Raw genomic sequence first — 23,459 nt, 5'->3', positions numbered from 1 at the left:
TCAGGCGGCCTCGCCCGTGCGGTACTCGGCGTAGCCGGAAGCCTCGAGCGCCTTGGCGAGGTCCTTGTCGCCCGACTTCACGATCTGGCCCTGCGACATCACGTGGACCACGTCCGGCACGATGTAGTCGAGCAGGCGCTGGTAGTGGGTGATGACGAGGAACGAGCGGCCCTGCGCGCGCAGCGCGTTCACGCCGCCGGAGACGATGCGAAGGGCGTCGATGTCAAGGCCGGAATCGGTCTCGTCGAGCACGCAGAATTTCGGCTCCAGTAGAGCCATCTGCAGGATCTCCATGCGCTTCTTCTCGCCGCCGGAGAAGCCGACGTTGAGGGCGCGCTTGAGCATCTCCTTGTTGATCTCAAGCTTCTCCGCCGCGCCGTTCACCTTGCGGATGAAGTCGGGGGTGGAGAGTTCGCCCTCGCCGCGCGCCCGGCGCTGGGCGTTGAGCGTCGCCTTGAGGAAGGTCATGGTGCCGACGCCCGGGATTTCCAGCGGGTACTGGAAGGCCAGGAACACACCGGAAGCGGCGCGCTCGTCGGGGCTCATCTCGAGGATGTTCACGCCGTCGAGCAGGATCTCGCCGTCGAGGACCTCATAATCCTCCTTGCCGGCGATGACGTAGGACAGCGTCGACTTGCCGGAGCCGTTGGGGCCCATGATGGCGGCGACTTCGCCGTCCTTCACGGTGAGGTTGAGACCGTTGAGGATCTGCTTGTCCTCGATGGCGACGGTCAGGTTCTTGATTTCGATCATTGCAGCAAAGTCCGTTCTAAAACTTGAAACGCGGAGCGACCCTTTCCCATCCGAGGAGAGGGGCGTGCCTACGGAGCGGGCGGATCGGTACGAAGTCCCGCAAGAGGGGGCGACCCCTCCGGGTCGCGCGCACCCCTCATCCGGCCCGCTTCGCGGGCCACCTTCTCCCGCAGAGGGGAGAAGGGAAAAACCGCCCTACCCCACCGAGCCTTCGAGGCTGATCGAGATCAGCTTCTGGGCCTCCACGGCGAACTCCATCGGCAGCTGCTGCAGCACGTCGCGGACGAAGCCGTTGACGATGAGGGCGGTCGCCTCCTCGTTGGAGAGGCCGCGCTGCTGGCAATAGAACATCTGGTCTTCCGAGATCTTCGAGGTGGTGGCCTCGTGCTCGAACTGCGCGGAAGAATTCTTCGACTCGATATACGGCACGGTGTGCGCGCCGCACTGGTCGCCGATGAGCAGCGAATCGCAGTTGGTGAAGTTGCGCGCGCCCGTCGCCTTCCGGTGCGCCGAGACGAGGCCGCGGTAGGTGTTCTGCGAACGCCCGGCGGAAATCCCCTTCGAGATGATCCGGCTCGTCGTGTTCTTGCCGAGATGGATCATCTTAGTGCCGGAATCGACCTGCTGCATGCCGTTCGACACCGCGATCGAGTAGAACTCGCCGCGGGAATTGTCGCCGCGCAGGATGCAGGATGGGTACTTCCAGGTGATGGCCGAGCCGGTCTCGACCTGGGTCCACGAGATCTTCGAGTTGGCGCCCCGGCAGTCGCCACGCTTGGTGACGAAGTTGTAGATGCCGCCCTTGCCCTCGTTGTCGCCCGGATACCAGTTCTGGACCGTCGAGTACTTGATCTCGGCGTCATCGAGAGCGACGAGTTCGACCACAGCGGCATGGAGCTGGTTGTCATCGCGCTTCGGGGCGGTGCAGCCCTCGAGATACGAGACGTATGAGCCCTTGTCGGCGATGATCAGCGTGCGCTCGAACTGCCCCGTGTCGCGCTCGTTGATGCGGAAATAGGTCGACAGCTCCATCGGGCAGCGCACGCCCGGCGGGATGTAGACGAACGAGCCGTCGGAGAAGACCGCGGAGTTCAGAGTCGCGAAGAAGTTGTCGGTCACGGGCACGACCGAGCCGAGATACTTCCGCACCAGGTCCGGGTATTCGCGGATGGCTTCCGAGATCGGCATGAAGATCACGCCGGCCTTCGACAATTCGGCCTTGAAGGTGGTGGCCACCGAGACCGAGTCGAACACCGCGTCGACGGCGACCCGGCGCTCGGGGGCGATGCCCTCCAGCACCTCGACCTCGCGCAGGGGAATGCCGAGCTTCTCGTAGGTCTTCAGGATTTCGGGGTCGATCTCGTCGAGAGACATCGCCGCCGGGCGCTTGGGCGCCGCGTAGTAGTAGATGTCTTTATAATCGACCTTGTCATAGGAGACCCGCGCCCAGTCGGGCTCCTGCATGGTCTGCCAGCGCTTGTAGGCGTCGAGGCGCCAGGCCAGCATCCATTCGGGCTCGTCCTTCTTGGCCGAGATGAAGCGGATCACGTCCTCGGAGATGCCCTTGGCGGACTTCTCCATCTCGATCGTGGTCTCGAACCCGTACTTGTACTGGTCGAGGTCGATCGAGCGGACCCGGTCGATGGTTTCCTGCACTGCAGGCATTGCACGTCTCCTGACCTACACCGGCGTCAAGGGCCGGGGTTTTCGCGAGAGGATGGCTTGGGATGGGCGGCGCTTCAGGCCGCCTGCCCTCGCCGTTGATATAGGGTCCCCACCAGCCGTTCGAAGGCCGTGAGGAAGCGTGAGCGGTCGCTTTCCGCGCTGTTCCAGCCGAAACTGACGCGGAGCGCCCCCGCAGCCAGCGCGGGGCTCACGCCCATGGCGGCCAGGACCGTCGAGCGGGCGACCTTGCCCGACGAGCAAGCCGACCCGGACGAGAGGGCGATTCCGGCGAGATCCAGCGCCATCAGCGCCGTTGCCGCATTGAGTCCCGGCACGGCGAAGCACAGGGTATTGGGGAGCCTTGGCGCACCGCTCCCGAAGACGACGGCATCCGGGGCGATGCGACGAAGGGCGGCTTCCGTCCCGTTTCGGAGGTCGGCATCGATGCCGGCCAGATGCACCCGAGCGATCCGCGCCGCTTCGCCGAGGCCGACGAGACCCGGCAGGTTCTCGGTTCCGCAGCGCTGCCGCGATTCCTGGCCGCCGCCCCGGATGAAAGCCCGATCCAGCGCGACGCCTTCGGCGAGCACGATCGCGCCGGTGCCCTTCGGCGCGGCGAATTTATGTCCGGACAGGGTGAGGGCATCGAGGCCGAGCCTCGCAAAATCGAGAGGGATCTTCCCCACCGCCTGCACTGCGTCGCTATGGACGAGGGCACGGCCATGCGCTTTGGCCAGGGCGACGATCTCGGCGAGGGGCTGGACCACGCCGGTCTCGTTGTTGGCCGCATGGACGGAGACCAGCACCGATTCGTCGCGCGCTCGCTCCAGGGCCTGCTTCAGTGCGGCCAAGTCGATCAGGCCGGAGGGGTGAACCGGTACGATCTCCACCGATCCGGGCGCGAAGCGGTGTCCCGCCCCGACGCAGGCATGCTCGGTGGCGCTCATCAGGAGACGTGTCGGCGCCGCGGCTCCGGTCCTGATCAGAGCGCCCGACAGGACTGCATTCGCCGCCTCGGTGCCGCCGCTGGTGAAGATGACGCGGCTCTGGCCAGCGCCGATCAGGGCGGCGACCTGGTCGCGCGCGGCCTCCAACGCAGCCTTGGCGGCACGGCCCTCGTGATGGATCGACGAGGGGTTGCCGGGCAGTTCCAGCGCGCGCGCGACCGCTACCGCCACCTCCGGACGAACCGGAGATGTCGCGTTGTGATCGAGATAGGCGCGCGAAATAGTCATGCGTTGGTCAAGGCCCGAACCCACATTTCCTTGCTTTTGCCCCCCGTCATCATGCTAAGGCCCCGGCACCACACGTCTTCGCCAAGCGCCGAGCCTCGAGGGGCGACCGATCCCAAGTCTCTGGAAACGAGTCAGTTTAGAATTATTCTAATCACCTAGAATTATTCTAAGAGCGTTTTTAAGAGTGCGGCGCTCCGAGTCAAGGCGCGTTGGCCGACAGGATGGGTTGCTTTCAGCGAGCGGCGCCAGGAGTTTTGGAAAGACCATGCCCGAAGTCATCTTCACCGGACCCGCCGGCCGTCTCGAGGGGCGCTACCAGGCACCCAAGAAGAAGGGCGCGCCGATCGCGATCGTGCTGCATCCGCATCCCCAGTTTGGGGGGACGATGAACAATCAGATCGTGTACAATCTTTTCTATACCTTCGCCAATCGCGGCTTCGCGGCGCTCCGCTTCAATTTCCGCGGCGTCGGCCGCAGCCAGGGCAACTTCGACCATGGCACGGGTGAATTGTCCGATGCGGCCTCGGCGCTCGACTGGGTGCAGTCGGTCAATCCCGAGGCGCGGGCCTGCTGGATCGCCGGCGTCTCGTTCGGCTCGTGGATCGGCATGCAGCTTCTCATGCGCCGCCCCGAAATCGAGGGCTTCATCTCAATCGCGGCCATGGCCAACCGCTACGACTTCACCTTCCTGGCCCCCTGCCCGTCCTCCGGCCTGTTCGTGCACGGCTCCGAGGACCGCGTGGCTCCGGCCCGCGAGGTGATGCCGGTCATCGAGAAGGTGAAGGTGCAGAAGGGCGTCATCATCGAGCATCAGGTGGTCGAGGGCGCCAACCACTTCTTCGACGGCAAGGTCGACGAGCTGACCCAGACGGTCGACACCTATCTCGACAAGAGGCTCGGCCCGAAAGAGCAGGTAGGGTGAGACAAACGGACGGGATCGATCCGTCGCCAGCGATTCTTCTTTAAAAAAGCCGGCGTGGCGCCAAGCTCCGCCGGCTTTTTTCGATCGGAGGAACGTCATGCCCGGCAATCGGCCGAGACATGCCGGGCTTCGCCTAACCCTTGATCAAGGCGGTGAAATTCGACCATTGCTCGACACGGAAGGCCCTGATGTCGCGCACGGATAGGGGAAACCAGCTCAGCCCCTTCAGGGCCGTGATGGCCGAGAACAGCTTAGCCAGATCCTCGTCCTTGCTGGTGTAGAGACTTCCTTGCACCCAGTCGAAACCATGCCCGGAAAGCGTGGTGCGGATGTCAGTATAGGCTTGCGACACGCCTTTGGGATGATGGATCTGAGCCTCTGCGACCACGAGATCGAACGCAATGGCGAACATCAGCGCTCTCTGGGATCGTCCAAGACGTCAGCGAGTCGATAATTGATCTCCTCGCTGGTCTCCAGCACGCGCACGCGCACGATCCGATCGCCATCCGCAGGCGTATCGCCCACACTGACGATCTCGTAGACGGGACCGACCTGGCCGAACCGCCGCCACGTCCCGACGAGGCCCTGCAGGTTTGGAAGTGAAACAGGTGCCATATTGTTCATGGCGTCATCCTACAGGTTTTTGCGGACCGTCCAACGGGAAGAGCAGGCCCCGAGTCAGGCCCCCGCCGTCTTTGCGTGAATCACCGGCACTGCCGGCGCGCCTTCCCATTCCGAATGGCTCGGGATCGATTCGCCCTTCATGACGATGGTGAGCGGGCGCAGGCGGGCGTAATCGCCGACCTTGGTGTCGTAGAGGACCGTCGAGAAGGCCCCTACCGATACGCCCTTGCCCACCACCACGCGGCCGACCTTCATGATCCGGTCCTCGTAGAGATGCGTCTGCAGGGCCGAGGTCCGGTTGATCACCGAATAGTCGCCGATGGTGACGCAGTCGAACTCGGTGATGTCGGTGGTGAGCATGCAGACGCCAGAGCCGATCTTCGCGCCGAACAGGCGCAGCATCCAGGGCAGGAACGGCGTGCCGACCAGGTGCTCCAGCAGAACCTTGCCGGCCAAGCCCCAGTACAGCACGGCCACCGCCTCGGTGCGCATGGCCCACCATGACCACATCGGCTGCATGCCGGGCTGGTAGGCCCCCATGAGCAGCCATTTCACCCCGATCACCGTGAAGGACTGGATGAAGGCGATGGCGACGCTGACGGCGACGAAGCTGACGGCGAGGCCGGTCCAGTCCTGAGCCAGGATGGCGGGGTAGAAGTAGAAGTCGATGGCCGAGATCGCGAGGGTGATGAACAGCATCGGCGAGAACGAGGTGGAGAAGGCCTCGAAGATGCCGCGCCGGAGCTTCGGCCCGATGCCGGGCTCGTAGGTCTGCGCGTTGGAGCCGAGATCGACCTTCTGGCGCGAGGGGAGTTTGATGGGCGGCGAGCCGAACCAGGTATCCCCCGGCGCCATCAGGTCGTTGGCGGGCGGCTTCGACTTGATGCCCACCAGCATGTCGTCGGGGATCACGGCGCCCGGTGGCACTACCGCGTCGTTGCCGACGAAGACGCGGGCCCCGGTGCTCACGGGATGCATGTGCATCCAGCCCCGGCGGATCTCCTCCTCGCCGAACACGACCTCGTCGGCGATGAAGTTGCGCGCGCCGACATCCGCCAGATCGTAGCGTCCGGCGAGGTTGGTGGAGATCTCCGCCCCCTGCCCCATCCGCGCGCCCATCAGCCGGTACCAGGCCCGCATGTAGACGGTGGCGAAGAGTGAGGAGAGTGTCTCCAGCGTCACCTCGGCGGCGAGCGCCACGGCCCATTTGCGCAGGTAGAATCCGCTATGCACCGAGTAGGTGCCGGACGAGACCCGCGGCAGCACCAGCCAGCGGATGCCGGCGATGAGGAGCACCGTGCCCGCCGTCATCAGCATGGCGGTGGGCCAGGTCAGCAGCGGCAGATACCAGTGGTAGTCGACATCGGTGATGTCGCTGAGTGAATCGCTGAGCTGGTCGAAGATGTAGAACGCGGGGAAGATCGGCAGCAGACCCACGGCCGGGATGGCGGCGAGCAGGAAGGCGTAGACGGCGAGGAAGCCGGCGCGCCGGCGGGGCGAGGCCCGGGCGGCCTCGGGCAGGACGGAAGGGTCGGCCATGCCGACCTTGCGGCCGGGTGAGCCGTCCCATTGCTCGGCGCGTTCCACCACCGTGCCGGTGGGGATCGTGGTGAGATCGGCGATCTCGGCAAAATCGCCGATCGTCGTGTCCGGGCCGATGACGCAGGACGTGCCGATGGCCACATCGGCGCCGATGCTGACGGTGCCGATGATGAGTTCGTCGCCCACCACTTCGGCATTGGCGATGACGAGGCGGCCGCCGAGGGAGGCCCCTTCTCCGACGCTGAGCAGGTCGGGCGCGCCGACCTCGATATCGGAGATGAGGGCATCGGCACCGATCTTCGCGCCGAGGAGTCGCAGGTAGATGGCGATGGCGGGCGAACCCTGGAGCCATTTCACGTGGACGAGCGGGGTCAGCCGCTGCGTCAGCCACCAGCGGTAATAATAGACGCCCCAGAGCGGGTAGCGGCCGGGCTTGGTCCGCCCGAGGATCAGCCATTTGGCGCTGATCGCGATGCAGGCGGTGACGGCGTTGATGCCGATATAAACCAGCAGCAGCACAGCGATCTCGCCGAAGAAGCCGAGCGAGCCGCCTGTGAGCAGCAGGTAGGTGACAAAGATTCCGAGCCATTGCGACGTGGCGAGCGCGATGACGAATGGCAGGGCGATGGCCTGCGCGGTCCCGCAGAGGATGCGGCGCAGGAGCGGCGGCGCCACGAATCCGAGGTCGCGTACGGCCATCTGGGTGCCGACGCCGCCGGTGCGCTCGATCAGCGCCTCCGACATGGCCCGGAGGGTGCGCCGGGTATAGACGTCCTGCAGGGTGATGGCCGCGAGGGCGGGCGCCTCGCGCACGGCGCCGACGAACCGGGCCGCGAGTAGCGAGTGGCCGCCGAGATCGGCGAAGAAATCGGCCTCGAACGGGATCGGCTGGTTGCCGAAAACCTGCTTGGCGGCGGCCAGCATCGCCGCTTCGGTCTCGTTGTCGGGCAGCTCCTGCTCGCCCGACAGGTCGGCGACGGTGAGTGTGGCGATGCGCAAAGCCTTGCGATCGACCTTGCCCGAGGTCAGGCGCGGCAGCACCTCCACCACCTCGAAATGCCCCGGCACCATGTAGGGCGGCATCTGTTCGGCGAGGGTGTGGCGCAGGGCGGCCTTGTCGAATTCCGTTCCCCGCTCGGGGATCAGGAAGGCGACGAGGCGGTCGACGCCATCGTCCTGGCGTAGGACCACCGCCGCCTGGTTGATGCCTGCCTGCGCCTGGATGCGGGATTCGATCTCGCCGAGCTCCACCCGGAATCCGCGGATCTTGACCTGGTCGTCGATGCGGCCGTGGAAGACGATCCGCCCCTGCGCATCGAGGGAGACCGCGTCGCCCGACCGGTAGAGCACCGGGTCGGTCCCGTCGGAGGGGAACGGGTTGGCGACGAATTTCTCCGCCGTCAGCTCGGGCCGCTGGAGATAGCCGGCCGCCACGCCGGGGCCGCCGATGAGAAGTTCGCCCTGCTGGCCGGGGCCGAGCAGGTCCAGGCTCTCGCTGGCCACATAGACGGAATAATTCGGGATCGGCCCGCCGATGGTGACGGGCTCGCCCGGCCGCATCTCGGCGGCGGTGGCGACCACAGTGGCCTCGGTCGGACCGTAGGTGTTGAACAGCTTCCGCGATCCCGTGGCCCAGCGGGCGACCAGGGGCTCCGGCAAGGCCTCGCCGCCCAGCAGCACGAGGCGGACGCTCGGCAGCGTCTGTGACAGCATGGCGAGCAGCGTCGGCACCGTGTCGAGCACGGTGACGCGGTTCCGTGTCAGGATGTCGGGCAGCGCCTCGACATCGCCCATCATCGCCGGGCTGGCGACGAACAGCGTCGCGCCGACCAGATAGGGAACCCAGATCTCCTCCATGGAGAGATCGAACGCCACCGAGGCGCCCTGGAACACCACGTCGTCGGGCCGCATCCCGTAGAGCGCGTTCCCCGAGCGCAGGAAGTGACAGATGTTGGCGTGGCTGATGACGATGCCTTTCGGCACCCCGGTCGAGCCGGACGTGTAGATCAGGTAGGCGGGATGCGCGGGGGTCAGGCCGGCACCGCGCGGGTCGGGACGGGGCGCATCCGACGGCACTTCGGCGAGAAGCGCCTCCGGGGTCAGGGCCGGCTTGGCCGCCGGCGCCTGGGGCGCGAGGGCGGGCGAGACCAGGAGCAGCTTCGCCTCCGCATCGTCTAGGCAGACGGCGACGCGATCGGCCGGTGCCTCGGCGTCGAAGGGCAGCCAGGCCGCTCCCGACATCGTGATCCCGATCTGGCTGATCAGCAGGTCGGGTCCCCGCGCCATCCAGAGTCCGACGACGTCGCCGGGGCCGATTCCGCGATGCGCGAGGCCACGGGCGATGGCGCCCGCGCGAGCCTCGACCTCGGCATAGGAAAAGGCGGGATGACGGCCGGCCGCGTCCCGGCTCGCGCCGTCGATGATGGCGGGATGGTCCGGGCGCAGGCGGGCGCTGTCGGAAAAGATCTCTCCCAGAACCTCGTCCCGGATGAGGTCCGGGCGGCTCTCCCCGCGTAGTACGGCCTTACGCTCCGGCGCTCCGCCGCCGCTATGCGACCCGGTCTCGCCCCATTCGGCCTTGTCCACAAACGACTCCGCCCGAGGCCGGGTCGTCTCGGCGAGACTGCTCATCCGATGCTCCGCTGCCGGCCCCGCCGCTGCGAGGCCGTCCTTTTGACCGGGTTAGGCGCCCGGATCGTGCCGAAAACGCGGCGCCCCGATGTGGTCGCGCCCTCTAGCACGTTTGCCGAGCCGCCTAGAACTGGTCTTCACGGAGAAAGCACGTCAGGCCCAGTGCCAGCGGGCCCGGCCCAGGACGAGGACGCTGCCCTGGCGGATCGCCATCCGGGGTGCTTCGCGGATGCTGGCATAGCCCAGGATCACCAGAATCGCGCGGGCGACGCCGCCATGAGCGACGATGACCGCCGGCCGCTGCAACTCGGCGATCGCCGGTCTCACCCGTTCCACCAGCATGGCATAGCTTTCGCCATGCTCGCCGGGCGGGCGGTAGCCCCAACGGTCGCGGTCCCGCGCCAGGGCGCTGCCGCTGTCACGCCGACGGATCTCGGCCCAGGTCGAGCCTTCCCAGGTGCCGAAGTTGATTTCCTTCAGCCGAGCATCGACGGCGTAGTCCTGCGGTCCGAGGTCGAGGCGGGCCCGGAGGACTTCCATCGTCTGCCGTGTGCGCTGGAGCGGGCTCGCGACGAACCGGGCCTCGCTGAGGCTGTCGCCCGCTACGGCTTTCAGGCGCTCGGCCACGCTTTCCGCCTGGCCCAGGCCCGTGGCATTGAGGGGCACGTCGCGCTGGCCCTGGAGTCGGCCGGCCGCGTTCCAGTCGGTCTGGCCGTGCCGGATGAAATACACCGTCATGCGCGCCGGCCGGCCATGGCGGCGTGCCGCGCTGTCCCGGAACGGCCAAGGCCGCGGATCGTTGTCGCGCTCAAGGTTGCTCCACGCGTTACGGGCATCGGCGGGTCGCCTTCCCGGAGAGGCGGCTCGCCCATGCGGTGCCCGCTGCATCGATTGAATATCGTATAAGGTGAGTTGTGATCATGTCGAAGAAGCGCGGCAAGCGGCATTCGGGCCAATCGGACGACATGGGTCGACATAAACCCAAGCCGCCGGCCCGCCGGCCCGAATCGGACAAGCCGCCCTCCTCCGCCGCCTGGGCTCGTTCGGCGATGCGGTATCCCGACCGCGCGAGCCCGATCGACACGGCCTCCATCGCCTCCTGCGCCGCCGCGGGCATCGTCACGGTTCAGCCGGGCGAAGCATTGGATCTGGCCGCGATCGACGCCGATGCCGATGGCGGGCTCGACAAGGAGGCGTCCAAACAGGCGCTTCTCGTCGAGCATAACCGCATCCAGGCACTGCAGGAGCGGCTCTATGCCGAACATCGGCGCAGCCTCCTCGTGGTGCTTCAGGCCATCGATACCGGCGGCAAGGACGGCACCATCCGCTCGGTCTTCGAGGGGGTGAACCCGCAAGGGTGCCGGGTGTGGTCGTTCAAGGTTCCGAGCGCAGAGGAGCGCGATCACGACTTCCTCTGGCGCTACCACGCCAAGGTGCCGGGGCGCGGCATGATCGGCGTGTTCAACCGCAGCCATTACGAAGACGTGCTCGTGGTGCGGGTGAAATCCCTGGAGGCGGAGGACGTATGGCGGCCGCGCTACGACCTCATCAACGATTTCGAGCGGATGCTGACCCTGTCGGGCGTCACCGTGCTGAAGTTCTTCCTGCACATCTCGAAGGACGAGCAGAAGGAGCGCCTGGAGGCGCGGATCGCCGACCCCGAGAAGCATTGGAAATTCGATGCGGCCGACCTCGTCGAGCGCCAATCCTGGGACGCCTATCAGAGCGCCTTCACGGATGCCCTGAGCCGTTGCTCCACCCCGCACGCGCCCTGGCACGTGGTGCCGGCCAACCGCAAATGGTACCGCAACCTCCTCGTCGCCCGCACCATCGCCAACACCCTGGAGGCGATGGACCCGCGCTATCCGGACGCTCAGCCGGGCATCGCTGAGCTGACGGTGCCGGATTGAGGGGGACGATGCCGCTGCGTCGCCTCAGCCGGTGATGATCACCAGCACCGATGCCGGTGCGCTGCCGAGGCGGCGGAGGCGGTGCGGCAGGCCGCCATCGTAGGTGGCGCAGTCGCCGATACCGAGGACGACGCTGCGGTCCGCCACGACAAGTTCGACCTCCCCTGCCAGGACATAAGCGATCTCCTGGCCGCCATGGGTAGGACGATCCTCGGTGAGGAACGTCTCGCCCGGTTCGACCATGTACAGAGCGGCGGCCCGTCCCGCCTCGGCCGGCAGCAGAGCGTGAACCGCATAACCGGCGTCACGGGTCGTGATCCTGGCCCAGGCGCGCGCGACGATCACGTCGTCTGCGGCGGCCTTCTCCCCGAACAGTTCGGACATGCTCGCCCCGAGTCCCATCGCGATGGCCTCCAACGTGGCCGGGGATGGAGCCTTCTGACCGCGCTCGATGCGCGACAGGTGGCCCTTGTGGACCCCGACGCGGGCGGCGAGGGCATCGAGGGTGAGATGGCTGCGGCGTCGAAGCGCCCGGATGCGTTGTGCGACCGACATGCCCCCACATGACCGGCTTTCACCGGGTCGGCAACGCGATGCGCCGTTGACAAATCGAAGACCGCGGGACAACGAGGGCCTCATGAGACAACAAGTTGTCTCATGGTTTGTCGTAGGTGATTTCGGTGGGGTGACCATGCGTGTGATGATCGAGGCCGTGCTGGTGGGGCGGGTCGCGCCTCTGGCTTCGACCGGGAAGCCCAGTGGCATCGATAAGTCGGCCTCGGCCGGCCCTGTGCGGATCGGGTTCGAGGGGCTGGACGGCGACGAGCAGGCGGATCGTCGTAACCATGGCGGGCCGGAGAAGGCTGTCCATCACTATCCCCTCGATCATGCTCCGGCCTGGCGAGCCGACCTTCCCGGAGCGCCAGCCCTGGTCGAGCGGCCGGGTGCTTTCGGCGAAAATCTCTCGACCCACGGGCTCACCGAGGCCGACATCTGCATCGGTGACCTTTGGCGCGCCGGTACCGCCCTGCTCCAGGTAAGCCAGGCCCGTCAGCCGTGCTGGAAGCTGAACGCCCGGTTTGGCGTGACCGACATGGCCGTGCGCGTGCAGAAGACCGGGCGGACCGGCTGGTATTACCGCATCATCGAGACTGGCATGGTCGGGGCCGGAGACGATCTCGCGCTGGTGGAACGGGCGCACCCGGACTGGCCGCTGTCGCGGCTGCTGCGGGTCTTCTATGTCGACCGGCTCGATCGGGCGGCGCTGGCTGAGATCGCCGCCCTGCCATCCCTGTCGACGTCCTGGCGAACCCTTGCCGCACGACGCCTCGACAAGGGCCAGGTGGAAGATTGGAAACCCCGGCTGCAGGGAGATGCAAGCACCGCCTGACCCTCCCGAGCGCTTGCTCGCGATGGCCGCATGCGCTTCGACTGGCCCCGCATCTTCGGCGAAGGCGGCCCCATGCTCACCGTCCGTAACATCTCCTCCACCGGGTATCGGTCCCTCAGGCGTATTGGCTTCCCGGTGGAAGCTCTCTCCGTGTTCATCGGTGGCAACGGTGTCGGCAAGACCAACCTCTACCGGGCGCTCGAACGCCTGCAGGCCGCCGCCGCCGGCACGCTGGTGCGTGATCTCGCGGCGGAAGGCGGGATGGACTCGGTCGTCTGGGCCGGACCACGCAGCGGCAAGGGGCCGGTGCGGGTGGGATGGTCCGTCGAGCTCGGCGACGAGGCTGCGTCCGTCGCCTACGGATACGAGATCGAGGTCGGTCTGGTGCCCCAGTCGGAGGACGGCCCCAGGGGAGCCGCCTTCCGGCTCGAACCGCAGATCAAGCGGGAGCGGCTCACCGTCCTGTCGGGCCGGCGGCCGTCGGTCATGCTCGAGCGTGACGGGCCTTCCGGCTTCGTGCGCGGCGATGACGGCCGTAAGCGCTCGCTCGGCTCGAGTCTCCTCGCCACCGAAACCGCGCTCGCGGCACTTCAGGACGCGGTGGCGTTTCCCGAACTGCATCTCGTCCGGCATGCGCTACTGGATTGGCGCTTCCACCACGATTTCCGCACCGACGCGGCCTCGGCCCTGCGCCGACCCTGCCTCGCCGTCACCACGCCGACCCTGTCGTCGGACGGATCCGACCTCGCCGCCGTCTTCGCCACCCTCCGGCACATCCGCGAGGACACCGTCGATCTCGACGGGGCGGTGGCCGATGCCTTCCCCGGCGCGCGCCTCGTCATCCCGTCGCCCGGCCGCGAGGCGAGCTTCGGGATGGTCTTTCCCGACTACCCCAAGCGCGTGTTCGAGGCCGCCGAACTGTCGGACGGGACGCTTCGCTACCTCGCCCTCGCCGGGGCCCTCCTCGCCTACCGGCTCCCGCCCTTCATCGCCCTCAACGAGCCGGAGACGAGCCTCCACCCGGACCTGCTCGATCCCCTGGCACGAATGATCGTGACCGCGTCGCGTCGCACCCAGGTCTGGCTGGTGACCCATTCGGAGCGGCTGGCCGACGCCATCGGAAAGCAGGGCGGCGTGTCGCCCCGCCGGGTGGTCAAGCGGGAGGGGGCGACCTGGATCGAGGGGCTCAAGCTGTCGGGAGAGTTCGCGGAAGCCGACGACGCGTGACGGGGGCTCTCAAGCGCAGCTGGTCATGCCCTGTCGCCGTGGTCGGGCCGCCAGCGCCGGAGAGATCCCGGCAGCGTCCGTATCATCGCCCCGCCGATCCTGTCGGCATGGCGCTGGTAGAGGATACCGAGGCCGATCAGGCCTAGACCGATGAGCGACAACGCGAAGGGGAAGAGCAGCGAGTCCTTGAACACCCGGCTCGCCAGATCGCCGAGATAGAGCGCGACGCCGATGGCGCCGAACACTGCGTAGATCCGCCGCGAGAGGAAAATGGCGAGGCCGATGAGTGCGACGTTCATCAGGGCGTAGAGCGCCTTCGCCACCTCGCTGTCGGAGAATTGCCACGTCACCGCGCCCCAAAAGGTGAGGATGCCTGCAACATGGAGCCAGAACGCGTAATCCGTCCGCTTCTGGCGTAGGTCCACGGCCCAGGCGAAGGCGATGAGGCCGAATCCGAACCAGAGCGAGATCGTCCGGCGGGTTTCCCAGTCGAGATCCGGCCCCGTGGCCCAGAGGCCGATATCCATGGACAGGAACCATAGGGCCACCGCCGCGATCACCGTGATGAAACCGAAGCGCGTAGCACGCAGGGCGATGGCCGAGGTCAGGAGCGTCGCCGCTTCCATGGGCACCCAGCCGCCCTTGATCCAGGCGAAGACGTCGCGATAGGCGCCCGGCCGGCCCTGCTCGCCCCAACCCCAGCTCTCCTGCAGGCCGTAGACGGCGAGCGGCGTCATGGCGACGGCGCAGGCGATGAGGAGGCCGCCGGGGACCGGCAGATCGTGCGCGATGCGAAGGTGCCGCCCGGCGGCGACGAAGGCGGCGGCGTAGATCAGGGCGGTAGCGGTGAGGGCCGGTCCGCCCATCAGCCCGAAGGCTAGGGTCGAGAACAGGCCCATCGCCCCGATGACCACCAAGGCGCCGGCATACCAGAGCACATGGGTGAGATCGAAGGCCGCGCCGCGGCCCGGCTGCGCGGCGTAGAAGGCGGCGAGGGCGCGTGCCTGATCGAAGGTGATGATCCCGGCGGAGGCCGCGTCATCGAAGTCAGGGCGAGTCTTCACGATGACGGGGCCTCGGCGGAAAGCGGCCCCGGACCGGGTCGGTGTTCCGCCCTACTCGCCCGGGGCGGACGGCGCGAAGCGCTCGCGGCCCACCTCACTCCTTGCTGTCGAGCCTCAGGTCCGGGGCGTCCGGGTTCTTCATGCCGACGACGTGGTAGCCGGCATCCACATGGAGGATCTCGCCCGTCATGCCGCGCGACATGTCGGAGATGAGATAGGACGCGGTCTCGCCGACCTCCTCGATGGTCACCGTGCGCCGCAGGGGCGCGTTGTATTCGTTCCACTTGAGGATGTAGCGGAAGTCGCCGATGCCGGAGGCGGCGAGCGTCTTGATCGGCCCCGCCGAAATGGCGTTGACGCGGATCTTCGAGGGGCCGAGATCGGCCGCGAGATAGCGCACGGAGGCTTCCAGCGCCGCCTTGGCGACGCCCATGACGTTGTAATGCGGCATCCACTTCTCGGCGCCGTAATAGGTCAGGGTCAGGAGCGAGCCACCATTGGGCATCAGCTTCTCGGCCCGCTGAGCCACCGCCGTGAACGAGTAGCAGGAGATCATCAGCGACTTGGTGAAGTTCGCCTCCGAGGTCTCGACATAGCGGCCGGTCAGCTCATCCTTGTCGGAGAAGGCGATGCAATGGACGACGAAGTCGATCCCCTGCGGGAAGAGACGGCCGGCTTCAGCGAAGACGGCATCGATGGAGGCGCCGTCGGTGACGTCGCAATGCCCCACCACATGGGCATCGAGCTCGCGCGCCAGCGGCTCGACCCGCTTTTTCAGGGCATCTCCCTGGTAGCTGAAGGCGAGCTTGGCGCCATGCGCATGGGCGCTCTTGGCGATGCCCCAGGCGATGGACCGGTTGTTGGCGACACCGAGCACCAGACCGCATTTCCCGGCGAGCAGGCCGCCGACGTGATCGTGTACCGGGTTCGTATCCGCCATGGGTCACCTGAGCGAGAGGCCGTCGCGCGCCGGAGCGGACCCGTCCGGACCTGGGGGGAAGCGCTCGCGCCGAGGCATCCTTAGCGGAGGTGCGCCGGTGACGGAAGTCCGGGCCTACGCCTGTCCAGTGCCGGTGCGGGCCGCTCGACGCGCATTGGCATAGGCGATGAGGTTCTCGTCCTCGCTCGCGGGCAGCGAGATCGCCGTGGTGGCGAACAGATCGCCGCGGGTGCCATCCTTCTTCGGCAGGCCCTTGCCCTTCAGGCGGAAGGTCCGGCCCGAACTCGTCATGGCCGGAACACGCATCTCGACCGCGCCGGTGAGGGTGGGCACGCGGATCGGGCCGCCGAGGATCGCATCCTCGAGGGCGAGGTCGACGGAGGTGCGCAGATCCGCCCCCTCCACGGTGAAGCGCGGATGCGGCAGGATGCGGATGGTCAGGAGGGCGTCGCCTGGCGAGGAGCGTGGCCCGCCCGGGTTGCCGAGGCCACGCAGGCGGATGGTCTGCCCGTCCACGACGCCTTTGGGGATCACCACGTCCACGTCGCGTGAGCCGAGGGAGATGCGCAGCTTCTCCTCGCTCGCCACCTGTTCGAGGGTCACGGAGAGTTCGGCGGCGAGATCTTCGCCTTTCATCGGTCCCCTCGCGCCCGGACCGCCACCGGCACCGCCCCGGAACGTGTCGCCGAACAGGTGCGAGAAGATATCCTCGCCGATCCCGCCGCCACCGGCCCGGCTGCGCGCGGCGCTCTCGAAGTCGAAGCCCGCGGAGCGGGCGCCGCCCGGGCCACCACCGAAGCCGCCGAACCCATCGAAGCCGGATGGCGCACGAGGCCTGCCGTCGGAGTCGATCTCGCCACGATCGAACTGGGCGCGCTTGGTCGCGTCGCCGAGGATCTCGTAGGCGCTGTTAGCCTCCGAGAAACGGTCCTTGGCCTTGGCATCGTTCTTGTTGGTGTCGGGGTGGTAGGCCTTGGCGAGCTTGCGATAGGCCTTCTTGATGTCGGCCTCGCTGGCGCCCTTGGCCACACCCAGCACGTCGTAGGGATTGCGCATCGTCTGTTATCGGTCTCGGTGCCGCACGGGGCCGGGCTCATGCCCGCTCCCTGTCGAAATCTTCCGCTATGTGGAATGGCTGTTGCTTCTTTGCAACGGTCGTTCGACAGGATTCGACGGTTCGATCCAGGCGTCAACCCATGGGTCCGCCGGACGATCCCTGGCGGCGGACGATCTTGCCCCTACCCTTTCGCTTTCGCCATGCGGACGCGGGTCAATTCCCACTCTCCCCCTGAAGGCTTGCACCCGGTGCCGCGAACGAAGCGGCTGCGGACAGGGGCGATGACCGAGGCGAGGAAGTCGCGGCAGATCAGCTCGTTGGCCACATAGGGAAGTCCCGTTGGGCTGATCGATCCGCGCAGGGACGAATCCGGGTTGTCCCATTTGACCGGACGGCCGTTGCCCTGTGGATCGAGGGCCACCGCCAGAGCCGCATGGGCCCGGCGCCAATCCTCGTCGCTCATCTCGTTGCCGAAGCTCTTCGGGCGCTTGTCGATGCTTCCCGTGACCAGGGGCTCCGGGACAGTCACTTCCGGTTCCGCCTTGCTCTCACTTTGGAAAGTGAGGATCGGAATGCCGCAGCCGGCGAGCGACAAGGCCACCGCCACGCCCCCCGACATCAGCATGGCGGTGCATCGGACGCGGGCGAAGCAGGGTGCGGCGCCGTCACGGGTGACGGCGGGTAGGGCTTTACTCTCGCTCCGACGCATTACACCTGTTCTCACGACGTGACTTGAACGACGACAAATCGTGTCCCACGTCGGTGCCCCCGACCCGGATCTCACTCACAGGATTACGCCTTGGATCGGTTAAGGATCGATGAGCCGGCCCCGTCCGGCATTGTCTCACCCCCCTCGTCCCCCCTCGGGGCCGCTGGAGACTTCACACTGTCCACAGACCCCTGGGCATTGTTTGCCACTTGGATGGGCGAGGCCGAACGCGCGGAGCCCGAGGATCCCAACGCCATGGCCCTCGCCACGGCCGGCTCCGACGGGCTGCCGGACGTACGGATGGTGCTGCTGAAGGGCGTCGATGAGCGCGGCTTCGTCTTCTATACCAATGTCGACTCGGCCAAGGGCGAAGAGCTGGCGCAGAACCCGCAGGCCGCCCTGGTCCTGCATTGGAAGAGTCTGCGCCGCCAAGTGCGCGCGCGGGGCCCGGTGAGCCACGTGTCGCTCGAGGAGGCGGATGCCTATTTCGCGAGCCGCCGCCGCGAGAGCCGACTTGGCGCCCATGCCAGCCGCCAGTCACGCCCCCTCACGGACCGTGCTACTCTGGAAGCGGAGGTTGCCGCCCTGTCGGCCCGCTACGAGGACCAGCCGGTCCCGCGCCCGGAGAACTGGAGCGGGTTCCGCATCGCCCCGGTCTCGATCGAGTTCTGGCAGGACGGCCCCTACCGCCTCCATGACCGCGTCCGCTTCACCAGGGACGGCAGCGGCTGGAATGGGGCGAGACTCTATCCTTAAGGGCTGGAGTTCCGCCGCCAGACAGGTTCCCTCGCGGCAAGAGTTTCCTGGAGCGATTCCAGTCTTGCTGCGACGCGGGATCGACCCTGGATTTCCCGGCCGCCGCGGCTTAGACCTTGGCATGGCACGGCGGGATGATCTCGGCTGTCCACCGCCTCCGAATCCTGAGGAACGGCTTTGGCCATATCGAGCAATGAACGCCGCCGCGTCATGCTGCTGACGGGCGCAAGCCGCGGAATCGGCCACGCCACGGTCAAGCGGTTTTCCGCGGCCGGATGGCGGGTGATCACCTGTTCGCGTCACGCCTTCCCGGAGAATTGTCCGTGGGAGATGGGGCCGGAGGATCACCTCCAGGTCGATCTCTCCGACCCGGAGGATACGATGCGCGGCGTCGCCGAAGTGGCCGGACGCTTGGCGGATGAGGGCGGCCTGCTCCATGCCCTGGTCAACAATGCCGGCATCTCGCCCAAGGGCGCCAATGGCGAGCGCCTCGGCGCCATCGCCACGGAATTCGGCGACTGGCGCAAGGTCTTCCAAGTCAACGTCTTCGCCCCTCTGCTCCTGGCGCGCGGCCTCTGCCAGGAACTCACCCGCGCCAAGGGTTCCATCGTCAACGTCACCTCGATCGCGGGCTCGCGCGTCCATCCGTTCGCCGGTGCGGCCTACGGCACGTCGAAGGCGGCGCTCGCCGGCCTGACCCGCGAGATGGCCAGCGATTTCGGGCCCCTCGGTGTGCGGGTGAACGCGATCTCGCCCGGCGAGATCGACACGGCGATCCTGTCGCCCGGCACCGACAAGATCGTGGCCGGCATCCCGCAGCGGCGCCTCGGCACGCCCGACGAGGTGGCCAAGGCGATCTACTTCCTCTGCACGGAGGCCTCGTCCTACGTGAACGGCGCCGAGTTGCACATCAACGGCGGCCAGCATGTCTGAACGAGGTGCGCGCTCGGCGCTCCTCGCGGTTTCCCTTCTCGTCGCTTCGTCCCTGAGCCCGCAACCGGTCCGAGCCGACCCGGTGGTGACGATCCTCGACCTGCCGTTCAGGGCGCGTGCCATGCGCGGCCCCGGCAGCGAGGTGTCCCTTGCGGTGGCGACCTCCGGCCTCCTTCCGCTCGCCCGTCCCAAGGGATTGAAGGGCGAGGTGGTGGAGGATGTGCCGCTGGCCGTCCTGTGGGGCGACGAGGGCGGTGCGGCGCTGACCCTCGCCGACGGCAAGGTCGCCACAACCCTGCTCGGTGTCGAGGCCATCGACGGCCTCATCGCTTCCGAGACGCCGCGCGGCGCCATTCCCGGCACCCGGCGCGCGACCCTCGGTGCGGTCAGTGCCTACCTGTCCGATTCCGTCCGTCCCAATGCCAGCGAGCCCGAACGCGCGGCCACGCTCACCATCCGCGAGCGCCAGCCGGTGGGAATGAGCGCCGACCCGAAGCCCGTGCCCATCGTGACCACCGCCGTCGCCGCCGGGGCCGGGGCGGCCTTCGCCCTGCGCCGACCGATTGCCGCCCTCGTCGATGGTCGGCCGGTCGTCGTCGCGGTGACGGCGCAAAGCGGCGGATCGGCTTTGGCCGTCGTGGGCAAGACGACAACCGACGCGAACAAGCCCCCGGCGGAAGCCGACAAGGCCTGGACCGTCCTTGCCCGAAGTCCCGTCCAAGAGCCGGGAGCAGGCGGGCAGGCGCTGACCCTCGCGGCAATCGGCGACGTGTCGAAAGCCGGACAGCCCCGTATCGTCGCCGTGGCGGCTCCGGACGGGGCCGGTATCCTCCAGCTTTGGGCCTATGAGGGTGGAGTCCTTCGCCTGATCGGAGAGGCACCAGGCTACACCACCCTGGCCCCAGGCGAGGGCGGGGCCGATCTGTCGGCCCTTGTCGATGCCGATGGGGATGGCGTCCCGGAACTCGCTGTGCCGGTGGCGGATCGGAGCGGCCTGGCGATCCTGTCGTTGAAGGACGGCATCCGCGAGGTGAAGCGCGTTCCCCTGCCCGGCCTTGCCGCCTTTGGCGTTGCCGCCATCGGCCAAGGCACCCGCACGCGCCTGCTCGTCGGCCTTGCCGACGGCCGGGTCGCGCTCATCTCTCCGCAACCGTGAATCGGCGAGCCTCATGAGCGATACAGCGAGCGAGGACGGCTCAGAGGGGCGACTTTTCCCGACACGTCCCTTTGTCGGCGCGTCCATCGCCGTCATCCGCGACGGACGGGTCTTGCTGGCCGCCAGGGCCAACGAGCCCCTTCGCGGAGTCTGGACGCTTCCCGGCGGGCTGGTGGAGCCCGGTGAGACCCTGGCGCAGGCCGCTCTGCGCGAACTGAACGAGGAGGTCGGAGTCTCGGCCGTGGTCGTCCGCTCCCTGACCCCCACGGAAATCATCCTGAAGGGCGAGGACGGACGCGTGCGCCATCATTACGTCGTCCATCCCCATGCCGCCCTCTGGGCAGGCGGCGAGCCGGCTCCCGGCCCCGAAGCTCTCGGCGTGCGCTGGGCTCTTCCCGAGGAACTCGCGGATCTCGCCACCACGCCGGGATTGCGGGACACGGTGGACGAGGCCTTTGCGCAGGTCGCAGGCTTCGGTGGCCAACCGGAATCACGATGAGGCCGACGCGCGCCTCGTCCTGGCCGGGAAACGGTGTAAGCCTGACGGACGAGGTTCGGGGCGACGGAGGACGGGGCGTGGCTGTGTCGTGGGTGAGGCGATGCCTGTCGCCTGTGCTGCTGTTCGCCGCCCTCGCGGTGGGCATGCCCGATCTCGCTTCGGCTCAGCAGCGCGCCAACCCAGGGCGACCCGCGCAGAAGGCCCCCGAGAAGGACAAGGAGCCCCCTGCCCCCGCCGAGCCGCCGCCCGCTCCCTACGACCGGGACCTGATGCGGCTCTCCGAGATCATCGGCTCCCTCTCCTTCCTGCGCGGCCTCTGCGCGGCACCGGACGCCGCCGAATGGCCCACCCGGATGAAGGCGTTAATGGAGGCCGAGGGAGTGACGCCCGGCCGGCGGGACCGTCTCGCCGGGGCGTATAACCGAGGGTATCGCGGTTACTCCCTCACCTACCGGGCCTGCACGCCTTCGGCGACCGAGGCTGCGTCCCGCTATGTCGCTGAAGGGGAACGGCTTTCGCACGCCCTGGCCAGCCGTTTCGGAGGATGAGGCGGAGATGTTGCGCTTGGGATACAGCGCGCAAGGCTGAAGGAAATTCGTCGTATTCGACCGCCGGCGTTAACCGCTTCGCAATTCTTGGCTTCCCGACGCGCGAAGCTCAGCCTATGTTTCGGTCATCCGCCGAGCCATTCTTCGGCGCAACCGATGTTATCGCCATGCAGATCGACACCGCCCCCGCGCCCTTCGAGGCCGATCTCGACGACAAGCGCGTAGCCCTCGGCTACGTCTCGGAAGCGTTCGCGGAAGGCTGTCTCGACGGTCTCGACGGTGATTGCATGGCGCAGGCGGCCCTCTTCGCCGCGTTCCAGGAATTGGTCATGACCTATGGCGAGGATGCCACGGCGCGCTATGCCGAGGGTTTTCCCGAGCGCATCCGCGGCGGCGCCTTCACCACCGCTCCGCAGCATTGAGACACGCTACGGGGCCGCACCCGGCCCATTGACGATGAGCCTATGATCAAAAACGAGCCGCTCGGGCATGTCCGGGCGGCTCGATGCGTTTATGGGCCGGGTCGGCCTTGGAGCGTGGGCCTCACCTCGTCGGCAGGGCCTCGTCGAACACCACTGCTTCGCCGCTCGAAGGCCCGACGAGCTCGCCCTGCCACATCACCCGCTTTCCCCGCACGATCGTGCCCACCGGCCAGCCGGTGACGGTGACGCCGTCATAAGGGGTCCAGCCGCATTTGGACGCGATCCATGGGTTGCGGATGGTCTCGCGGCGCTTGAGGTCCACCACCGTCACGTCGGCATCGTAGCCCGCCGAGAGCCGGCCCTTGCGGCTGATGCCGAACAGGCGCTTCGGACCGGCGCTGGTCATGTCGACGAAGCGGGCGAGGGACAGCCGTCCGTTGGCGACATGGTCGAGCATGATCGGGACCAGCGTCTGGACGCCGGTCATGCCGGAGGGGGAATCCGGGTAGGGCTTGGCCTTCTCCTCCAGCAGGTGCGGCGCGTGGTCCGAGCCGAGGATGTCGGCGACGCCCTGCGCCAGCCCGCGCCAGATCCCGTCGCGGTGAGCAGCGTCACGCACCGGCGGGTTCATCTGCACCAGGGTGCCGAGACGGGCATAGGCCTCGGTCCCGTCGAGGGTGAGATGGTGCGGCGTCACCTCGACGCTGGCCACGTCCTTATGGTCGGCAAGATACACCATCTCCTCCGCCGTGGAGATGTGCAGGATGTGGATGCGGGCACCCGTCTCCCGCGCGATCCGCACCAGACGCTGCGTCGCCTTCAGCGCGGCCCCGGGCGAGCGCCAGACCGGGTGGGAGGACGGATCGCCCGGCACCCGCAGGCCCTTGCGCTCGCGCAGCATGGGCTCGTCCTCGGCGTGGAAGGCGGCCCGGCGCCGGGTGCGCTTCAGGATCTCCGCGACGCCGGCATCGTCCTCGACCAGGAGCGCGCCGGTGGAGGAGCCGACGAAGACCTTGATCCCCGCCGCGCCCGGCAGGCGCTCTAGGGTGGCGACCTCATGGGCGTTCTCGTGGGTGCCGCCGACCCAGAAGGCGAAGTCGCAATGCATGCGGTGGTGCCCGCGCGCCACCTTGTCGGCGAGGGTCTCGGCGCTGGTGGTCAGCGGGCTGGTATTGGGCATCTCGAACACGGCGGTCACGCCGCCCATCACCGCCGCGCGGGAGCCCGATTCGAGATCTTCCTTATGGTCGAGGCCGGGTTCGCGGAAATGGACCTGGGTGTCGATGACACCCGGCAGCAGGTGCAGGCCTGTGCAATCCTGGCGCTCGCCCTCGGCCCGGGACAGGTCGCCGATGGCGGCAACGCGCCCGTTCCTGATGCCGAGATCGGCAGCGTGCTCGCCGTCGTGATTGACGATCGTGCCGCCGGTGAGGAGGAGATCGAAGGGCTGGTCCATCGGGGTCGCTCCTGAACGGC

At 67.6% G+C, this 23,459-nt stretch carries 23 protein-coding genes; 10 read left to right on the top strand and 13 right to left on the bottom strand.

Annotated elements, in window-relative coordinates; translation table 11 throughout:
• From sufC to ASF32_RS04105, 3 genes are all read right to left on the bottom strand, one after another.
• Positions 1–753, bottom strand: a complete 753-nt coding sequence (sufC, locus tag ASF32_RS04115) for a Fe-S cluster assembly ATPase SufC (RefSeq protein WP_056423930.1) — start codon at positions 751–753, stop codon at positions 1–3.
• A gap of 195 nt (positions 754–948) precedes the next feature.
• Positions 949–2,418 (bottom strand): Fe-S cluster assembly protein SufB, encoded by a 1,470-nt coding sequence (gene sufB, locus ASF32_RS04110; RefSeq protein WP_056423928.1) that lies wholly within the window; start codon positions 2,416–2,418, stop codon positions 949–951.
• Between the two features lie 74 nt (positions 2,419–2,492).
• The gene (locus ASF32_RS04105) at positions 2,493–3,653 is read right to left on the bottom strand and encodes a cysteine desulfurase family protein (RefSeq protein WP_056423926.1); all 1,161 of its coding nucleotides are present in this window, start codon (positions 3,651–3,653) and stop codon (positions 2,493–2,495) included.
• A 265-nt stretch (positions 3,654–3,918) separates the two neighbouring features.
• Here ASF32_RS04105 and ASF32_RS04100 point away from each other — a divergent pair, with 265 nt between their 5' ends.
• Positions 3,919–4,575, top strand: a complete 657-nt coding sequence (locus ASF32_RS04100; RefSeq protein ID WP_056423924.1) for an alpha/beta hydrolase — start codon at positions 3,919–3,921, stop codon at positions 4,573–4,575.
• Positions 4,576–4,708: 133 nt separating this feature from the next.
• On the opposite strand, the gene ASF32_RS04095 is transcribed toward ASF32_RS04100, so the two are convergent.
• The 4 genes from ASF32_RS04095 to ASF32_RS04080 all read right to left on the bottom strand — a co-directional run bounded on the left by ASF32_RS04095 (position 4,709) and on the right by ASF32_RS04080 (position 10,110).
• Positions 4,709–4,987, bottom strand: coding sequence for a virulence factor (locus ASF32_RS04095; RefSeq protein ID WP_056423922.1), 279 nt, complete (start codon positions 4,985–4,987; stop codon positions 4,709–4,711).
• Complete coding sequence (locus ASF32_RS04090) at positions 4,987–5,199, bottom strand: DUF5397 family protein (protein ID WP_056423920.1); 213 nt, start codon at positions 5,197–5,199, stop codon at positions 4,987–4,989. The genes ASF32_RS04095 and ASF32_RS04090 overlap by 1 nt, the downstream gene beginning before the upstream one ends.
• A 54-nt stretch (positions 5,200–5,253) precedes the next feature.
• Entirely contained in the window at positions 5,254–9,372 is a 4,119-nt protein-coding gene (locus tag ASF32_RS04085) for a Pls/PosA family non-ribosomal peptide synthetase (protein ID WP_082470446.1), read from the bottom strand.
• 153 nt (positions 9,373–9,525) lie between these two features.
• On the bottom strand, positions 9,526–10,110 hold the full coding sequence (locus tag ASF32_RS04080) for a histidine phosphatase family protein (RefSeq protein ID WP_056423919.1): 585 nt from the start codon (positions 10,108–10,110) through the stop codon (positions 9,526–9,528).
• A gap of 182 nt (positions 10,111–10,292) precedes the next feature.
• Here ASF32_RS04080 and ASF32_RS04075 point away from each other — a divergent pair, with 182 nt between their 5' ends.
• Positions 10,293–11,282: a polyphosphate kinase 2 family protein gene (locus tag ASF32_RS04075; protein ID WP_156467676.1), complete on the top strand. Its 990-nt coding sequence runs from the start codon at positions 10,293–10,295 to the stop codon at positions 11,280–11,282.
• A 24-nt stretch (positions 11,283–11,306) separates the two neighbouring features.
• Here the strand turns inward: ASF32_RS04075 and ASF32_RS25095 are convergent, their stop codons facing one another.
• Positions 11,307–11,837, bottom strand: a complete 531-nt coding sequence (locus ASF32_RS25095; RefSeq protein WP_056423917.1) for an XRE family transcriptional regulator — start codon at positions 11,835–11,837, stop codon at positions 11,307–11,309.
• 136 nt (positions 11,838–11,973) lie between these two features.
• Between ASF32_RS25095 and ASF32_RS04065 the strand changes: the two genes are divergently transcribed.
• Together ASF32_RS04065 and ASF32_RS04060 are read left to right on the top strand one after the other, a co-directional pair.
• Positions 11,974–12,672 (top strand): MOSC domain-containing protein, encoded by a 699-nt coding sequence (locus ASF32_RS04065; RefSeq protein WP_056423915.1) that lies wholly within the window; start codon positions 11,974–11,976, stop codon positions 12,670–12,672.
• 72 nt (positions 12,673–12,744) lie between these two features.
• Positions 12,745–13,899 carry an AAA family ATPase gene (locus ASF32_RS04060; protein WP_056424482.1) on the top strand — a complete coding sequence of 385 codons (1,155 nt, stop codon included), beginning with the start codon at positions 12,745–12,747 and terminating at the stop codon, positions 13,897–13,899.
• A 23-nt stretch (positions 13,900–13,922) separates the two neighbouring features.
• Here the strand turns inward: ASF32_RS04060 and ASF32_RS04055 are convergent, their stop codons facing one another.
• The 4 genes from ASF32_RS04055 to ASF32_RS04040 form a co-directional block, all read right to left on the bottom strand.
• Positions 13,923–14,963 (bottom strand): hypothetical protein, encoded by a 1,041-nt coding sequence (locus ASF32_RS04055; protein WP_056423913.1) that lies wholly within the window; start codon positions 14,961–14,963, stop codon positions 13,923–13,925.
• A 94-nt stretch (positions 14,964–15,057) separates the two neighbouring features.
• A complete protein-coding gene (fabI, locus tag ASF32_RS04050; protein WP_056423911.1) occupies positions 15,058–15,903 on the bottom strand; it encodes an enoyl-ACP reductase FabI in 846 nt (281 codons plus the stop codon).
• Between the two features lie 114 nt (positions 15,904–16,017).
• Positions 16,018–16,959 (bottom strand): DnaJ C-terminal domain-containing protein, encoded by a 942-nt coding sequence (locus ASF32_RS04045; RefSeq protein WP_056423910.1) that lies wholly within the window; start codon positions 16,957–16,959, stop codon positions 16,018–16,020.
• Between the two features lie 182 nt (positions 16,960–17,141).
• On the bottom strand, positions 17,142–17,585 hold the full coding sequence (locus tag ASF32_RS04040; RefSeq protein ID WP_056423908.1) for an RT0821/Lpp0805 family surface protein: 444 nt from the start codon (positions 17,583–17,585) through the stop codon (positions 17,142–17,144).
• Between the two features lie 261 nt (positions 17,586–17,846).
• On the opposite strand from ASF32_RS04040, the gene pdxH reads away from it, so the two are divergent.
• The 6 genes from pdxH (at position 17,847) to ASF32_RS04010 (ending at position 21,983) form a co-directional block, all read left to right on the top strand.
• Entirely contained in the window at positions 17,847–18,425 is a 579-nt protein-coding gene (gene pdxH, locus ASF32_RS04035; RefSeq protein WP_280136537.1) for a pyridoxamine 5'-phosphate oxidase, read from the top strand.
• A 210-nt stretch (positions 18,426–18,635) separates the two neighbouring features.
• On the top strand, positions 18,636–19,358 hold the full coding sequence (locus ASF32_RS04030; RefSeq protein ID WP_056423904.1) for an SDR family oxidoreductase: 723 nt from the start codon (positions 18,636–18,638) through the stop codon (positions 19,356–19,358).
• Positions 19,351–20,514 (top strand): hypothetical protein, encoded by a 1,164-nt coding sequence (locus ASF32_RS04025; protein WP_056423903.1) that lies wholly within the window; start codon positions 19,351–19,353, stop codon positions 20,512–20,514. Before ASF32_RS04030 ends, ASF32_RS04025 begins: the two co-directional genes overlap by 8 nt.
• Before the next feature lie 13 nt (positions 20,515–20,527).
• Positions 20,528–21,013: an NUDIX hydrolase gene (locus tag ASF32_RS04020; RefSeq protein WP_056423901.1), complete on the top strand. Its 486-nt coding sequence runs from the start codon at positions 20,528–20,530 to the stop codon at positions 21,011–21,013.
• Positions 21,014–21,156: 143 nt separating this feature from the next.
• Positions 21,157–21,561, top strand: a complete 405-nt coding sequence (locus ASF32_RS04015) for a TIGR02301 family protein (protein WP_244478123.1) — start codon at positions 21,157–21,159, stop codon at positions 21,559–21,561.
• Positions 21,562–21,728: 167 nt separating this feature from the next.
• Positions 21,729–21,983 carry a hypothetical protein gene (locus tag ASF32_RS04010; protein ID WP_056424475.1) on the top strand — a complete coding sequence of 85 codons (255 nt, stop codon included), beginning with the start codon at positions 21,729–21,731 and terminating at the stop codon, positions 21,981–21,983.
• 121 nt (positions 21,984–22,104) lie between these two features.
• Here the strand turns inward: ASF32_RS04010 and ASF32_RS04005 are convergent, their stop codons facing one another.
• Entirely contained in the window at positions 22,105–23,439 is a 1,335-nt protein-coding gene (locus ASF32_RS04005) for a dihydroorotase (protein ID WP_056423899.1), read from the bottom strand.
• Positions 23,440–23,459 lie beyond the last annotated feature (20 nt).

It is taken from the genome of Methylobacterium sp. Leaf91 (genome assembly GCF_001422815.1).
Taxonomy (GTDB): Bacteria; Pseudomonadota; Alphaproteobacteria; order Rhizobiales; family Beijerinckiaceae; genus Methylobacterium.
The sequence above is the reverse complement of the archived record's forward strand: the minus strand, read 5'-3'. Positions and strand labels throughout refer to the sequence as shown.